This is a genomic window from Nonomuraea sp. NPDC001699 (assembly GCF_053596455.1).
Genome location: NZ_JBSFGF010000006.1, coordinates 499,575 through 514,229 on the forward strand (window position 1 = coordinate 499,575; position 14,655 = coordinate 514,229).

15 protein-coding genes are annotated in these 14,655 nt (G+C 71.6%); 7 read left to right on the plus strand and 8 right to left on the minus strand.

The genetic code is table 11. The features are described 5' to 3' along the window. Positions 1-11: 11 nt before the first annotated feature. A complete protein-coding gene (locus ACWCSU_RS21615; protein WP_357705221.1) occupies positions 12-302 on the plus strand; it encodes a hypothetical protein in 291 nt (96 codons plus the stop codon). Between the two features lie 7 nt (positions 303-309). Continuing rightward, a complete protein-coding gene (locus tag ACWCSU_RS21620) occupies positions 310-672 on the plus strand; it encodes a DUF5130 family protein (RefSeq protein WP_449936998.1) in 363 nt (120 codons plus the stop codon). Between the two features lie 18 nt (positions 673-690). Here the strand turns inward: ACWCSU_RS21620 and ACWCSU_RS21625 are convergent, their stop codons facing one another. The 3 genes from ACWCSU_RS21625 to pepN form a co-directional block, all read right to left on the minus strand. Beyond that, positions 691-1,641, minus strand: a complete 951-nt coding sequence (locus ACWCSU_RS21625; protein ID WP_357705225.1) for a hypothetical protein — start codon at positions 1,639-1,641, stop codon at positions 691-693. A gap of 29 nt (positions 1,642-1,670) precedes the next feature. Beyond that, positions 1,671-3,101 (minus strand): protein kinase domain-containing protein, encoded by a 1,431-nt coding sequence (locus ACWCSU_RS21630; RefSeq protein ID WP_449937001.1) that lies wholly within the window; start codon positions 3,099-3,101, stop codon positions 1,671-1,673. A 95-nt stretch (positions 3,102-3,196) separates the two neighbouring features. Continuing rightward, complete coding sequence (pepN, locus tag ACWCSU_RS21635; protein ID WP_449937002.1) at positions 3,197-5,761, minus strand: aminopeptidase N; 2,565 nt, start codon at positions 5,759-5,761, stop codon at positions 3,197-3,199. Between the two features lie 90 nt (positions 5,762-5,851). Between pepN and ACWCSU_RS21640 the strand changes: the two genes are divergently transcribed. Together ACWCSU_RS21640 and ACWCSU_RS21645 are read left to right on the plus strand one after the other, a co-directional pair. Then, positions 5,852-6,472 carry a DsbA family protein gene (locus ACWCSU_RS21640; protein WP_357705230.1) on the plus strand — a complete coding sequence of 207 codons (621 nt, stop codon included), beginning with the start codon at positions 5,852-5,854 and terminating at the stop codon, positions 6,470-6,472. 129 nt (positions 6,473-6,601) lie between these two features. After that, positions 6,602-8,005: an aldehyde dehydrogenase family protein gene (locus ACWCSU_RS21645; protein ID WP_364092353.1), complete on the plus strand. Its 1,404-nt coding sequence runs from the start codon at positions 6,602-6,604 to the stop codon at positions 8,003-8,005. An 8-nt stretch (positions 8,006-8,013) separates the two neighbouring features. Here the strand turns inward: ACWCSU_RS21645 and def are convergent, their stop codons facing one another. Then, on the minus strand, positions 8,014-8,499 hold the full coding sequence (gene def / locus ACWCSU_RS21650; protein WP_357705234.1) for a peptide deformylase: 486 nt from the start codon (positions 8,497-8,499) through the stop codon (positions 8,014-8,016). A 90-nt stretch (positions 8,500-8,589) separates the two neighbouring features. On the opposite strand from def, the gene ACWCSU_RS21655 reads away from it, so the two are divergent. Further along, a complete protein-coding gene (locus ACWCSU_RS21655; RefSeq protein ID WP_352360446.1) occupies positions 8,590-9,057 on the plus strand; it encodes a ribose-5-phosphate isomerase in 468 nt (155 codons plus the stop codon). On the opposite strand, the gene ACWCSU_RS21660 is transcribed toward ACWCSU_RS21655, so the two are convergent. After that, entirely contained in the window at positions 9,054-9,209 is a 156-nt protein-coding gene (locus tag ACWCSU_RS21660; RefSeq protein WP_357705236.1) for a hypothetical protein, read from the minus strand. The two genes, ACWCSU_RS21655 and ACWCSU_RS21660, sit on opposite strands and share 4 nt — an antisense overlap. A gap of 71 nt (positions 9,210-9,280) precedes the next feature. Beyond that, positions 9,281-10,513, minus strand: coding sequence for a GNAT family N-acetyltransferase (locus tag ACWCSU_RS21665; RefSeq protein ID WP_357705238.1), 1,233 nt, complete (start codon positions 10,511-10,513; stop codon positions 9,281-9,283). A 118-nt stretch (positions 10,514-10,631) separates the two neighbouring features. On the opposite strand from ACWCSU_RS21665, the gene ACWCSU_RS21670 reads away from it, so the two are divergent. Beyond that, positions 10,632-11,747, plus strand: a complete 1,116-nt coding sequence (locus tag ACWCSU_RS21670; RefSeq protein WP_357705240.1) for a PP2C family protein-serine/threonine phosphatase — start codon at positions 10,632-10,634, stop codon at positions 11,745-11,747. Positions 11,748-11,888: 141 nt separating this feature from the next. On the opposite strand, the gene ACWCSU_RS21675 is transcribed toward ACWCSU_RS21670, so the two are convergent. Then, complete coding sequence (locus ACWCSU_RS21675; RefSeq protein WP_357705242.1) at positions 11,889-12,485, minus strand: response regulator transcription factor; 597 nt, start codon at positions 12,483-12,485, stop codon at positions 11,889-11,891. 155 nt (positions 12,486-12,640) lie between these two features. Here ACWCSU_RS21675 and ACWCSU_RS21680 point away from each other — a divergent pair, with 155 nt between their 5' ends. Continuing rightward, positions 12,641-13,942, plus strand: coding sequence for a M50 family metallopeptidase (locus tag ACWCSU_RS21680; protein ID WP_357705244.1), 1,302 nt, complete (start codon positions 12,641-12,643; stop codon positions 13,940-13,942). Here the strand turns inward: ACWCSU_RS21680 and ACWCSU_RS21685 are convergent. After that, the gene (locus ACWCSU_RS21685) at positions 13,929-14,585 is read right to left on the minus strand and encodes a TetR/AcrR family transcriptional regulator (RefSeq protein ID WP_357705246.1); all 657 of its coding nucleotides are present in this window, start codon (positions 14,583-14,585) and stop codon (positions 13,929-13,931) included. The genes ACWCSU_RS21680 and ACWCSU_RS21685 overlap by 14 nt on opposite strands. Positions 14,586-14,655: the final 70 nt, after the last annotated feature.

The following is a 14,655-nucleotide window of genomic DNA, read 5'->3' on the forward strand; positions in this document are numbered from 1 at the left end:
ACGTTCGTCGTGTGAACAGCGCAGCGGAAAGTCTGCTCTTTCTCCTCGGGGTGTCCTCAGGGCTGTTCGTCCTGATCAGCCTGCTGGTCATGGTGCCGGGGCGTGGTTCGTCCAGGGTGGCGGAGGCGGGGCCGGTGTGGGTGGGCGGGCCGTCCGGGAGCGAGCACGGCGTGAGCACGTCGGGGCTGGTGCTGGCCGACGGCGTCGCGCCCTGGGCGCGGGCGTCCGAGCACGACTGGCCGGCCTCGGCGGCCACCGCCGAGCCCGACGGGCGCCTCGGCGGCGCTTCGGCGGGATGGTGACCCGGCGATGCGCACACTGACGACGGCCCAGGCCGACGACCTCCGGAAGGCCGTCCAGGGCGCTGAGCGGCGCAGCGGGCTGCGTTTCGGCGTGTTCCTGGGCGAGCCGGTCGGCGCCCGGCGGCACTTCGCCGAGCGCCTGCACGCCGCCCTGGGCGCCGAGGCCGCCGATGCCGTGCTGGTGTTCGTCGATCCGGCCGGACGCGCCCTGGAGATCGTGACGGGCCCGAACGCCAGGCGGCGGCTGAGCGACGGCGCCTGCCGGCTCACCGCCCTGTCGATGGCCACCGCCTTCAGCGCCGGCGACCTGGTCGGCGGCCTCCTGTACGGCATCGCCACCCTCGGCGAACAGGCCACGACCCGCCACTGACCTGCGCCGCAGCGGTCGTCAGGCGCGTTGCAGCAGGGTGACGACGTGGTCGCTGACGCCTGCGAGCAGCCCGGACGGCTCGATCGGCGCCCCCGCCACGGCCGAGAACAGCGCGGGCAGCCCGGGCAGCGGGAAGTCGTCGTCCGCGGTGGCCGCCGCGCCCACGGCGTTCTTGTCCAGCGCCGCCCGGCTGCGCTCCCAGGCGTCGAGCACCTCCTCCGGGGACGGCACCCCGAACCCGTGCCCGACGGGCGCGGCGTGCCGCAGCCGGACGAGCGGCGTCTCGGCGAAGGTCAGCGCCGTACGGGCGCGCACCTGGAGGTCGGCGCGCGGTTCGGGCTCGATCCAGTCCATGGCCGTGCACGGGTTGCGGCAGGTCGCGACGCACACCGCCAGCGCGCCCGCGAGCTGGCTGTGCTGCCGGTCGAAGTAGGCCCGCCAGCCCTCGCCGGGCTCGACCGACACCCGCAGCGTGCGGTTGGTGGCCGACTGCTCGGACTTGGTGTGGTCGCACTCCCGGTCGCCGATCACGCCGAACCTGCTCCCGGGCGCGCTCAGCCCCGCGGGCCAGCGGGCCGGGTCGCCGGCGTGGCCGAGCTGCGGCTCGAAGGCCAGCAGCGGCAGGTACTCGCTGGCGATGTGCACGGCCGCGATCATGGGGCTCAGCTCGCGCCGGTGCCAGCGGACGGCGATCACCTCAAGGAGCAGGCCGTAGGCGGGCTTGAGCGACTCCAGGGCCCCGCGCGGCTGCTCCCGCGGCGTCTGCGGCATGTGACAGGCGCGGGCGAGCCGGCGCAGGTCGGCCGGCACGGACCTGGCCTCGGCCGCGAAGTCCTCGGCGTCGAGCGAGAGCAGCCGCTGCCCGAACTCGCACACGTCGGAGATCTCGGCCGTGGGGGCGAGCGCGCCCAGGTCGGCGAAGGCGTACCGGCGGGCGAGGGCGATCAGCAGCTCACGAGTCGAATCCACGCGATGACTTTCTCACGATCTTGGAACGGTCACGGACACGGGGCGCGCACGCACTGGACGTCTTCCGGCGGGCTGGTGACCGTGGGCTCGTCCGTGGGCTCCTCCGGGCCGGGCTGGCTCGGCTCCTGCGACGGCTCGGGCTCGGCGGTGGTCGCGGTGGGCGTGGGCTTCGGCGAGATGGAGGGCGTGGCGCTCGGGGTGGTGGGGGCCACGGTCGGGCCGGGCGTCGCGCTGGCGGTGCCGCTCGGCTTGGCGCTCGGCGCGGCCTTGGTCGGCGGCACGGGCTGCCTGGTGGTGTGCTCCGGGCTGCTCGGGGTGTGGGCCTGCGTGGTCTCCTCGGCGGGCGGCAGCACCTCGCCCGTGCTCGCCGGCTCGGCCGGACGCAGCCACACCGACCCCGCCACCGCGGCCGAGACCATGACGGCGGCGGCCATGGTGACCAGGGCCGTCAGCGTGCGCCGCCGGCGGGACGTGCGGCCGGCCGGGGCCGACGGCATGGTGAACGGCGATCCGGCGTCGGCCGCGGGCATGACGCCCGTCGGCTGGAGGCCCGGGTGGGGACCGCTCGTCGTGGACGCAGGTACCGAGGACGTGGTGACGGGAGACGTGTTGACCGGCAGGTCGACCGGCAGGGCCGCGCCGCTCACCGAGGCGCGGGCCGCCCGCGCCATGTCGGAGGCCGACGGCCAGCGCTGCGCCGGGTCCTTCTGCAGCGCCCGCGACACCACCTGGCGCACGGCCGCGGGCAGCTCGGCGGGCAGCTCGGGCACGGGCGCGTTGAGGTGTTTGAAGATGATCTGGACAGGGGTCTCCCCCTGGTACGGCAGCCGCCCGGTCAGGCACTCGTAGGCCACCACGCCCAGCGCGTAGACGTCGACCGCGGGCGTGACCTCGTTGCCGGCGGCCATCTCCGGCGCGCAGTAGGCGGCCGAGCCGAGCATGGTGCCGGTGGCCGTGAGGTGACCGGCCGAGGCGGAGTGGGCGACCCCGAAGTCGGTCAGCGCGACCTGCCCGTCGGGCCTGACCATGAGATTGGCCGGCTTGACGTCGCGGTGGACGATGCCCTGCGCGTGGGCCGCGGCCAGCGCGTCGGCCACCTCGGCGATCAGGCGCATGGCCTCCTGGGGGCCGAGCGGGCCCCGGCGCAGGACGCGGTCGAGCGACTCGCCCCGCACGTACTCCATGACCAGGTAGCTGACCCGGCGCCCGTCGGCCTCGTGGACGCCGTAGTCGTAGACCCCGACCACGCCGCGGTGCCTGAGCGTGGCCATGGCCCTGGCCTCGTTCTGGAAGCGCTGGGTGAAGGTGGGGTTCTCCGACAGGGCGGGCATCATCACCTTGACCGCGACGGCCCGGCCCAGGACCAGGTCGTCGGCACGCCAGACCTCGCCCATGCCGCCGCCGCCGAGGCGGTCGGCCAGCACGTAGCGGTCGTTGAGCGTGGTACCGGCGCCTAGCACGTACTTGAGGCTAACACCCACTCTCCGTGCTCAGGCCGTATTCGGCGCAGCGCGAAGCCGGGTCCCCGCCGGGCGTGGCGGGGACCCCGGGTGGATCAGGCCGACGCGGCGTCGGTCTCGCGGTTGCGCAGGGCGCGGCTGACGCCGTCGGCGCCCTCCAGGATCAGCCTGCGCAGGGCCTGCGGCGGCTGCTCGGCGGCCAGGAAGTCCTGGGCGGCCTGGACCGTGGCGGGCTCGATGAGCAGCGTGGGGAAGCAGCCCACGGCGAACGTCGAGGCCTTCTCGAACGTCCACTCCTGGTAGACGCGCCCGACCTCGGCGAAGTACTTCTCCCGGTACGGCTCCAGCAGCCCGGTGTGATGCGGGTCCTGGAAGCCGGCGATGGTGCTGCGGGCGATGTGGTTGGCCAGCTCGCCGCCCACGATCCGGTCCCAGGCCGCCGCCTTGGCCTCGGCCGTCGGGATCGCGGCCCGGCACAGCGCCGCCGACCGCTCACCCGTCGCCGTAGGGTCGCGCCGCAGCTCGGCCTCGATGTCGGCCTCGTCCAGCCGGCCGCCGGAGACCAGCGCGGCCACCAGCGTCCAGCGCAGGTCGGCGTCGACGGTCAGCCCCTCGGGCACGCCGGTGCCGTCGAGGATGGCCTGCACCAGGTCGAGGTCGGCGGCGGAGACCGCCACCGGGGCGAACGCCTGGAGGAAGGCGAGCTGGTGGTCGGAGCCGGGCGCCGCGGAGCCGAGCAGCGAGCGCAGCTCGGCGGCCAGCAGCGCCTGGCCCTCGGCCTGCCAGGCCGGGTCGGCGTACTGCTGGACGGACTGCCGCGCCTGGCGCAGCACCGCCTGCAGGACCGTGATGTCGGAGACCGTGCCGGCGCCGGAGATGACCAGCCTGACGTAGTCGCGCGTGGACATCTCGCCGTCGCGGGTCATGTCCCAGGCCGCAGACCAGCACAGAGCGCGCGGAAGCGAGTCGGTGAAGGCCGCGATGCCGCCCTCGACGAGCGTGCGCAGGGAACGCTCGTCGAGCCTGATCTTGGCGTAGGTGAGGTCGTCGTCGTTGAGCAGCACCAGGTCGGGCTGCTCGGCGCCGACCAGCTCGGCCACGCTCGTACGGGCCCCCACCACGTCGAGCTCGACCCGCTTGGTCCGGGTGAGCACGCCGTCGACCAGCGAGTACAGGCCGATCGCGATGCGGTGCGAGCGCAGCGTCGGGTAGTCGGCCGGGGCCTCCTGCAGCACCTCGAAGGAGGTGAAGCGGCCGTCGGACACCTCGAAGGAGGGACGCAGCGTGTTGACCCACGCGGTCTCCAGCCACTCCTTCGACCACGACGACAGGTCGCGGCCCGAGGTGCGCTCAAGGGCGGCGAGCAGGTCCTTCAGCTCGGTGTTGCCCCAGGCGTGCTCGGCGAAGTAGTCGCGCACCCCGGCCAGGAAGTTGTCCAGGCCGACGTAGGCGACGAGCTGCTTGAGCACCGAGGCGCCCTTGGCGTACGTGATGCCGTCGAAGTTGACCTCGACCGCCTGCATGTCGGGGATGTCGGCGGCGATCGGGTGGGTGGAGGGAAGCTGGTCCTGGCGGTAGGCCCAGGACTTCTCCACGTTCGCGAACGTGGTCCACGCGCCGTTGCCCCACCGGGTGGCCTCGGCCTGGGCCAGCACGGACACGTACGTGGCGAAGGACTCGTTCAGCCACAGGTCGTCCCACCAGCGCATGGTGACCAGGTCGCCGAACCACATGTGGGCCATCTCGTGCAGGATCGTCTCGGCGCGCCGCTCGACGACCGCGTCGGTGACGCGGGACCGGAAGACGTAGTCCTCCAGGAACGTCACGCAACCCGCGTTCTCCATCGCGCCGGCGTTGAACTCGGGCACGAAGAGCTGGTCGTACTTGGTGAACGGGTAGCGGACGCCGAACACCCGGTGGAAGAAGTCGAAGCCCTGCCGGGTGACCTCGAAGAGGTTGTCGGCGTCGAGGTGCTCGCCGAGCGAGGCGCGGCAGTAGAGGCCGAGCGGGATGCCGTCGTGCTCCGAGGTGACCTTGTAGTACGGCCCGGCCACCAGCGCGGTGATGTACGTGGAGATCACCGGCGTGGCCTCGAACTCCCACCGCCTGGCCGCCTCGACGCCGCCGTGGCGGCCGGAGTGCCCGTCGAGGTCCTCCACCTTGGCCGCGGCGCCGTTGGAGACGACCTCCCAGTCGGCCGGGGCCAGCACGGTGAGCTGGAAGACGGCCTTGAGGTCGGGCTGGTCGAAGCAGGCGTACATGCGGTGGGCGTCGGCCGTCTCGAACTGGCTGTGCAGGTAGACCTTCTGGTCGACCGGGTCCACGAAGCGGTGGAGGCCCTCGCCCGTGCGCATGTAGCTGCAGTCGGCGTCGACCAGCAGCTCGTTGGACTCGGCCAGCGAGGGGAGCGGGAAGCGGCCCTTCTCGGCGTCGTAGGCGGAGACGTCGAGGTCGACGCCGTTGAGGGTGACCTTGCGCACGTTGGCGCCGTGGAGGTCGATGAAGGTGGAGGCGCCCGGGCTGGTGCTGGTGAAGCGCACCGTCGTGACGCTCTCGAAGCGCTCGTCCCCCTCCGTCAGGTCGAGTGCGACGTCGTACGACTCGACCGTCAACAGCCGGGCGCGCTCGCGAGCCTCGTCCCGGGTCAGGTTCCCTGCCAAGTTGCGCTCCTTTTCACCACTTCGTTGTAGTTTGTCGGTATCCTGCCACGCCGGGAATAGGACCTCGACACCCTCAGGTTATGGCCCCACGTGACTGAGAAGATTCCCGTGGACCTGTGGTTCGATCCTTTCTGCCCATTTGCCTGGGCGACGTCACGATGGCTTCTCGAAGTGGAGAAGGTTCGCGCCATCGAGCCGCGCTGGCACGTGATGAGCCTCAACGTCCTCAACGAGGGCAATGACGTGCCCGACTCCTACCGTGAGGCCATCGCCAGGGCCATCGAACCCGTCCGCGTCGTGGCCGCGGCACGGGCCGCGCACGGCGACAAGGTCGTCGGCCCGCTCTACACCGAGCTCGGCACCCGCCTGCACAACCAGGGCGGGAGCAAGGACCTCAGCCGCCTCGGCGAGCTCATCGAGGACTCCCTGGAGGCGATCGGCCTCAGCCGCGACCTCGCCGCCGCCGCCCACTCCACCGAGTGGGACGACGACGTACGCGCCTCCCACCAGGAGGGCATCACCCTGGTCGGCCAGGACGTCGGCACCCCGGTCATCCGCGTCGGCGCCAACGCCTTCTTCGGTCCCGTGATCACGTCCATCCCGAAGGGCGAGGACGCGGGCAGGCTGTGGGACGGCGTTCTTCTCGTCACCGAGTTCGATGACTTCTTCGAGCTGAAGCGGACTCGTACCAGACAGCCCACCTTCGACTAGATATGTCTTCCGCCGCCGGGGTAAGACTCCTACCCTGGCGGTAGGTCTCGGGCGCGCCGAGGATAAGGAATCCCCCTCTGCCCGGTCCATGCTGTCGCCAGTCCACGACGTGCACGCGAGGATGGCCCCATGCGCCAGCTGTACATCGGCGGTTCCTGGAACGCCTCTACGTCAGACGAGTCCATCGAGGTCGCCAACCCGGCCACGGAGGAGATCATCGATCGGGTGCCCGCGGGCACCCCCGACGACGTCGAGGCGGCGGTGTCGGCGGCGCGCGAGGCGTTCCCCGTCTGGTCCGACACGTCGGCGACGCAGCGCGGGAAGCTGCTCGGCGCCGCGGCCGAGCTGCTCAAGCAGCGCGCCGAGAGCGTCGCGCGGACGATCGCGACCGACATGGGCGCGCCGCTCGGCTTCGCGCTCAAGGTGCAGACGCTGATGCCCGCGGCCGTGCTGTCCTCCTACGCGCAGATGGCCGAGAGCTACCCGCGCGAGTCCCGCATCGGCAACTCCCTGCTGGTCAAGGAGCCGATCGGGGTCGTCGCGGCGATCACGCCCTGGAACTACCCGCTCCACCAGATCATCTGCAAGGTCGGCCCCGCGCTGGCCGCCGGATGCACGGTCGTGCTCAAGCCGAGCGAGGTGGCGCCGCTCGCGGCGTACGCGCTGGCGGAGATCTTCGACGAGGTCGGCCTGCCGCCCGGGGTGTTCAACCTGGTCAGCGGACGCGGCCCGGTCGTCGGCGAGGCCATGGCCGCCCATCCCGACGTGGACATGGTCTCCTTCACCGGCTCCACCGCGGCCGGCCGCCGGGTCGCCGCGCTCGCCGCCGAGACCGTCAAGCGGGTGGCGCTGGAGCTCGGCGGCAAGTCGGCCAACATCGTCCTGCCCGACGCCGATCTCGCCACGGCCGTCAAGGTCGGGGTGGCCAACTGCTTCATCAACGCGGGCCAGACCTGCTCGGCCTGGAGCCGGATGATCGTCCACCGCGACCAGTACGACGACGCCGTCCGCCTGGCCGTCGAGGCGACCCGCAAGTACACCGTCGGCGACCCCTTCGACGAGGCCACCAGGGTCGGGCCCCTGGTGTCGGCGGCCCAGCGCGAGCGGGTGGTCCGCTACATCAACCGGGGTCAGGAGGAGGGCGCCAGGCTCGTCGCCGGCGGCACCGAGCGCCCCCGCGAACGCGGCTTCTACGTCGAGCCCACGGTCTTCGCCGCGGTCGAGCCGGGCATGACGATCGAGCAGGAGGAGATCTTCGGGCCCGTGCTGGCGCTGATCCCGTACACGAGCGAGGGCCAGGCCGTGGAGATCGCCAACGACACCAGGTACGGCCTGGCCGGGGCGGTCTGGTCGGGCAGCCAGGAGCGCGCGGTCGCCGTCGCGCGCAGGCTGCGCACCGGTCAGGTCGTCGTCAACGGCGGCCAGTTCAACCCGCTGGCCCCCTTCGGCGGCTACAAGCAGTCGGGAGTGGGCCGCGAGCTGGGCGAGTTCGGCCTGGAGGAGTACCTGGAGATCAAGTCGCTGCAGCTGTAGGCCCCGGCCTACGCGCGGAGCATGATCTTGCGGGCCTCGTCCTTCGGCAGGCGGTCCACGTACAGCTTGCCGTCGAGGTGCTGGGTCTCGTGCTGGAAGCAGCGCGCCAGCGAGCCGCGGGCCTTCAGGCGCACCGGCCGCTGCAACCGGTCGAGCCCCTCGACGGTGACGCCCGCCGCCCGCGCGACGGCGGCGTAGATCGGCGTGCCGGTGCGGCGGTCGGGCACCGACAGGCAGCCCTCCTCGTCGGAGACCTCCTCGGCGTCGTCGACGGTGAGCACGGGGTTGACGACGTGGCCCTTGCGGCCGGCGATGTCGTAGACGAACAGCCGCCGCGACACGCCGATCTGCGGGCCGGCCAGGCCGACGCCGTTGACCGCGTACATCGCCTGGAACATCTCCTCGATCAGGCGGCGCAGCTCGCGGTCGAAGTCGGTGACGGGCTCGGCGGGCGTGCGCAGCACCGGATCGCCGATGACGCGGATCTCACGCATGCGTCTCCACTTTCGTAAGGACTGGGGAACGGTTGGGGTCCTTACTCTAGCCAGCGAGTGGGATCGGCGGGGCTGTGGAAGACTGGACGGGTGCGTGTCTACATCGGTGCCGACCATGCCGGCTATGAGCTCAAGAACCACCTCGTGTCCTGGCTCAAGGACCACGGCCACGAGGTGACCGACTGCGGTCCCTTCGTCTACGACGCCGAGGACGACTATCCCGCGTTCGTCCTGCGCGCCGCCGAGGGCGTCGCCGGCGACCCCGGCAGCCTCGGGGTGGTGATCGGCGGCTCGGGCAACGGCGAGCAGATCGCGGCCAACAAGGTGCGCGGCATCCGCGCGGCCCTGGCCTGGAGCGAGGAGACCGCCTCCCTGGCCCGCGAGCACAACAACGCCAACGTCGTCAGCATCGGCGCCCGCATGCACACGACCGAGGAGGCGACCAGGTTCGTGGAGGTCTTCCTGACCACCTCCTTCTCCGGCAGCGAGCGCCACAGCAGGCGCATCGCGCAGCTGACCACCTACGAGACGATCGGCCAGCTGCCCTCGCTGCCCTAGGCGGGCTCGCTCTTGCGCCTGGCCTCGCGCCGTGGCGTCTCGTCGCGCAGGGGCCGCCGGTCGGCGGCCTCCTGCTGCTCCTTCGACGGCCTGGACACGTCGCGGGCCCGCATGGCGATGGTCGCGGTGATCTGCAGACTTTGCAGGGCCATGCTCCGAGCCTACGCTCCGGGTCTCGTTCTGTGCCTTGTCCTGTGCCTTGTCTCCGGTCTTGTTCCGGGGATCAGAACACCAGCCCGGCCAGTGGCTTGGGGGTCCAGGCCATGGCCGCGGCCAGCGCCCGCACCGCGCCCGGCGTGCGCTCGCGCAGCAGGCCCGCGTCGAGCTGGGCGCCGAGCAGGCCGTCCCCCATGTACGCCGAGCCGAGCGCGGACACCGGCACCGTCAGGTCCGGCTCGTCGTCCACCTGCTTGCACTGCGCGCCGTCGGTGCCCGCGGTGAGCCGGCGGCGGCCGGCGTTCCACGGGCACACGTCGTCCTCGATCTCGATCACCAGGTCCACGGGGGCCGCGTAGGCGCGGGCGGTCAGGGCCTCGTCGACGTCGACCAGGCGTACCCACAGCTCGTCGGACCAGGTCGCGCGCAGTTGCCGGGAGTCGGCGAGCAGCGCGGTCAGGGCGTCGTCCACCGGCCGGGCGTACGCCTCCAGCCTGGTGATCAGGTCCCGGTCCAGCACGTTGCGCCACAGCAGGGCGTAGGCCGCCGGGTCGGCCGCCTCCAGTTCGATGAGCCGCAGCTCGCCGTTGGCCACGCCGTTGGGGTCCCAGGCGGACTTCGTGCGGAACAGCGCGTAGCCGCGCACGTTGCCGTCGTCCTCGGCGAGCACCGCGCGCAGCGAGCCCCAGCCGTCCCTGTCGTGCTCCTCGTCGGCGAGCATCCCGTCCCAGATGTGCCGGTTGCGCGCGTACCGTCCCGGACGCCGGGTCACGACCTCGGAGAACAGCTTCTCGAAGTCGCTCCTGGCCTCGGCGGGGGAGACCACCCTGATCCTGAGCGCGGGGTCCGTGGGGGCGTCCCGCACGAAGGCCGAGCGGTGCTTGTCGATGCGGTACGACAGCTCGCTGGCCGCCCTGCCGTAGCCGAACCTGCCGTAGATCAGCGACTCGGAGGCGTAGAGGGCGGCCACCGACTCGCCCCGGTCGCGGATGTCGGACAGCTGCCGGCGCATGAGCGCGGACAGCACGCCGCGGCGGCGGTGCGAGGGAAGCACACCGACCGCGGTCACGCCGCCCACGGGGATCTGGCGTCCGCCGGGGACCGTCATCGTGAGGCTGAAGACGGACGTGACGCCCGCCATGGTGGTGCCGTCGAAGGCGACCAGCGTGCGGTCGAACTCCGTGGCCGCCTTGAACCGCTCGTCCTGGGTGGGATGCGGCGTCCAGCCGAACCCCTCTGCGAGCACGCCGGCGAAGCCCGGCCACTCGGATTCGTCAATGGGACGGATCGGATAGGTCATCCGTCCACGGTAGGAGCGGGCAAAGGGGGACGGCCACCCAATATCCGTGCTTAATGATCAAGGCCTTGGTCAAGTGGGCTGCCCAAACAGGGGTCAGACCGATACAGTCACACGCATCATGAGTTCCCGTCCGGCGCCGCTGATTCCGCCACGGGTCCGCGCGGTCCTGGTGCGGGTGCCGTTCCTGGTGTCTGCCGTCCGGTTCCTCCGGAGAGGGCCGCTGGCCCGCGACCGCAACCTGCTCATCACCCTGACCGTGCTCTCGCTCGTCATCGGGCTGCTGGCGGCGAAGGTGTCCACCGAGTGGTTCTCGCCGTCGCTGCTCATCCTGGTCACCTTGATCGGCGGGTTGCAGCTGCGGCTGCGCAGCCTGGTCAAGCTGCTGGTGGCGGTGGGCGTCGCGCTGGCCTACATCGCGGCCACGCTCGGGGTGGCGCGGGTGGGGCTAGGGCTCACGGTGACGATCGTGTTCACCACCGTGCTGGCCGTGCTGATGGCCCGTACCAGGGGCAAGCTCGGCGTGCAGGGGCTGCGCGGCGACGCGATGCTGCTGGAGCTGCGCGACCGGCTCAAGAGCCAGGGCGAGCTGCCCCCGCTGCCCAAGGACTGGGGCGCCAAGGTGGTGCTCAAGCAGGCCGGCGGCTCGTCGTTCGGCGGCGACTTCCTGGTCTCCATGCGCGACGGCGACTCCGTGGAGATCGCCCTCGTCGACGTCTCGGGCAAGGGCGTCGACGCCGGCACCCGCGCGCTGCTGCTGTCGGGCACGTTCGGCGGGCTGCTGGGCTCGGTCGACGACTTCCTGCCCGCGTGCAACGCCTACCTCCACCGGCAGCGCGGCGACGAGGGCTTCGTGACGGCCGTGCACCTACGCCTCGACCTGGCCACCGGCGACTACACGATCACCTCGGCCGGCCACCCGCCGGTCGTCAAGCTCGACTCCGGCACCGGCAACTGGCAGGTCGCCTCGGCCAAGGGCGTGGTGCTCGGCGTGGTGCCCGACCTCCACTGCGAGCCCGACAGCGGCACCCTGCGCAAGGGTGACGCGCTGCTGCTCTACACCGACGGGCTGATCGAGCAGCCGGGGCGCGACATCGACGCCGGGCTCGACCGGCTGCTCGGCGAGGCCGAACGGCTCCTGCCCTCCGGCTTCCGCGACGGCGCGAGGGCGCTGGTCAACGCGATGTCCTCGGGCCACAACGACGACTGCGCGCTGGTGTTGATCTGGCGTCCGTAGTGACGTTTCACACGGGTCAGGTCGTGATGGCGGTCACTGGCAGCGGGTTCGGCAGGCTGAGATCATTCGACTGTTCGGGTCCCGGCGGAGCGGCGCGGCTCCACCGGGCCCGTCTCCTCGTCGGGCTCCCGTGGGCCGCTCTCACAGCCAGCCGCTGTCGCTGGCGATGCGTACGGCGTCGAGCCGGTTGCGGGCGCCCGTCTTGCACATGATCCGCGACAGATGATTGCGTACGGTGCCGACCGACAGGAACAACTGGTCGGCGATCTCCGTCGATCTCGCCCCGCCGGCCGCGATGCGCAGCACGTCGAGCTCCCGCCGGGTGAGCGGGTTGGCGGCCGACTGCAGGGCGGCCACCGCCAGCTCCGACTCCACCGCCCGGCCGCCCGCAGCGACCTGGCGCACCCCCTCGGCCAGCCGCTCGGGCGCCACCCGCAGGCTCATGAACCCCAGCACGCTGCCGTTGAACGCCCTGCGCACCTCGCCGGGGCTCGGCCGCGCGGAAAGGATCAGCACCGAGCAGCGGGGGATCTGCTGGGTCAGATGGGTGGCGACCGGCAGGCCCGGCAGGTCGAGGTCGACGATCGCGACGTCGGGCGCGCTGGACCGCGCCGCCGGCAGCACGCCGTCGGGGCAGCCTGTCTCGGCGACCACCCGCAGGTCGGGCTCGGCTTCGAGCGTGGCCTGCAGACCGCGTCGCACCAAGGGCAGGTGTTCGGCGATGAGTATGCGGATCAAGACGTCCCCCTCCATCGTCTCCCAGGGTGATCGGCTGATCGCTTACTGTCAATGTGGCTCGTGGATTCGCCAAAGTGCGGACAAGCCCGAGGGATGTGATGAGTTCGACTAGTCTGGACACGTCGAGACCGCCTGTCTGCCTGGAGCGCGCGTAGATGAACTGGCTCTTTGTCGCCGGGATCCTCCTCTTCCTGGTGGGGTTGATGGTCTCCGTCGGCCTGCACGAGGTGGGCCATCTCGTGCCGGCCAAGATCTTCGGCGTGCGCGTGACCCAGTACATGGTCGGCTTCGGCTCGACCGCCTGGTCCATCCGCAGGGGCGAGACCGAGTACGGCATCAAGTGGATCCCGCTCGGCGGCTACATCCGCATGATCGGCATGCTGCCGCCGCGTCCGGGCGACGTCCCCGGCAGGTTGCGCAGCGCGCCGACCGGGCCGTGGCAGGGCCTGATCGAGACCGCCCGCGACGCCGCGATGGAGGAGGTGCGGCCCGGCGACGAGGACCGCGTCTTCTACCGCAAGAAGTGGTGGCAGAAGGTCATCATCATGTCGGGCGGCCCGGCGATGAACTTCGTGCTCGCCTTCATCTTCTTCAGCATCCTGCTGGTCGGCATCGGCCTGCCCAAGCTGGCCCCGATCGTGTCGGCCGACACCAACACGTGCGTGATCCCCACCACCGAGGTGCGCAAGACGTGCACGCCCGCCGACGAGCGCACCCCGGCCGCGAAGGCGGGTGTCAAGGTCGGCGACCGCATGGTCTCCCTCGACGGCCAGAAGATCGCGAGCTGGCAGGACGCCACCCGCCTCATCCGCGGCCACGGCGCCGGCCCGGTCAAGCTCGGCATCGTCCGCGACGGCAGGCCGATGACGCTCGACGTCACCCTCATCGCCCGCGACCTGCCCAGCACGGCCGACGAAGGCAAGATCGACAAGGGTGTCGGGTTCCTCGGCGTCGTGCCCTCCCAGGTCTACGAGAAGCAGAGCATGGGGTACGTCCTGGGCTACATGGGCGACCTGACCGGCCGCGTCGTGGGCTCGATGGTCAACCTGCCGGAGAAGATGGTCGGCGTCTGGAACGCCGCCTTCTCCGGCGAGAAGCGCGACCCCGAGGGCCCGGTGGGCGTCGTGGGCGCGGGCCGGCTCGGCGGCGAGATCCTGGCCTCCGACACCTCCGTCACGAACAAGCTGTTCACCTTCGTCAGCCTGCTCGCCGGGTTCAACCTGGCGATCGGCCTGTTCAACCTGATCCCGCTGCTGCCCCTCGACGGCGGTCACATCGCGGGCGGCCTGTGGGAGGGGATCAAGCGCGGCTACGCCAGGGTCATGCGCCGTCCCGAGCCGCGCCACGTCGACATCGCCAAGGTGCTGCCGCTCACGTACGCGATGGCGTTCGTGCTGATCATCATGGCCGGTCTGCTGGTCTACGCCGACCTGGTCAACCCGCTCACGCTCGGCTGACCCGGCGGCCGGGCCCGTCGCCGGTGAACGTCACCGCCTCGGGCACGGCCGCGAACACGGAACGCAGCTCGGCGAGCAGGCCGTCCAGCGTGGGCTCGGGCGAGCCGGTGGTCCAGCCGCGCAGGGCGGCGTGGAAGGCCGCCACCAGCAGGTCGAGCGCCAGCCTGGGCCGCTGGTCGCGGTCGCCGAGGCCGAGCCGCGTACGCAGGGTCGTCTCGAAGGCCGCGCTGGTGCGGTCGCAGAACTGCAGCCCGTGCGCGGCGATGGACGGCGTACGCTGCGACAGCTCCTGGCTGAGCCGCACGCGGGCCACCCATTCCGGCCCCTCCGCCGACATCCGGCGCACCGCCGCGAGCATCGCCTCCTGCAACACCTCCAGCACGGGACGGCCGCCGAGCGGCGCGTGCTCGACGTCGCCGAGCAGCGCGGTCCACAGGGCCTCCAGCGGGGCCGAGGCGACCTCCTCCTTGCTGGCGAAGTTCCGGAAGAACGTGCGCTTGGAGATCTCGACCTCCGCGCACAGCTCGTCGAGGGTCACCTGGTCGAAGCCGCGCTCGGTGAACAGCGCGAGCGCGGTGTCCACCAGGGCGGCCCTGGTCTTGAGCTTCTTGCGCTCCCGGAGCGGCAGCAGATCGGCGGTCATCGTCCCCTAGTGTAGCCGGAGCGCATATGCCCCCTATAGGCTTATGCCACTCAGTGGCACTTTGGAGGGC

Bases quoted from the DNA above. Each gene is read 5' to 3' on its own strand.
- ACWCSU_RS21660 (WP_357705236.1), bottom strand. From the start codon at position 9,209: ATGGCCCTGCAAAGTCTGCAGATCACCGCGACCATCGCCATGCGGGCC.
- ACWCSU_RS21680 (WP_357705244.1), top strand. From the start codon at position 12,641: ATGAACTGGCTCTTTGTCGCCGGGATCCTCCTCTTCCTGGTGGGGTTG.
- ACWCSU_RS21685 (WP_357705246.1), bottom strand. From the start codon at position 14,585: ATGACCGCCGATCTGCTGCCGCTCCGGGAGCGCAAGAAGCTCAAGACC.
- ACWCSU_RS21620 (WP_449936998.1), top strand. From the start codon at position 310: ATGCGCACACTGACGACGGCCCAGGCCGACGACCTCCGGAAGGCCGTC.
- ACWCSU_RS21645 (WP_364092353.1), top strand. From the start codon at position 6,602: ATGCGCCAGCTGTACATCGGCGGTTCCTGGAACGCCTCTACGTCAGAC.
- ACWCSU_RS21670 (WP_357705240.1), top strand. From the start codon at position 10,632: ATGAGTTCCCGTCCGGCGCCGCTGATTCCGCCACGGGTCCGCGCGGTC.
- def (WP_357705234.1), bottom strand. From the start codon at position 8,499: ATGCGTGAGATCCGCGTCATCGGCGATCCGGTGCTGCGCACGCCCGCC.
- ACWCSU_RS21665 (WP_357705238.1), bottom strand. From the start codon at position 10,513: ATGACCTATCCGATCCGTCCCATTGACGAATCCGAGTGGCCGGGCTTC.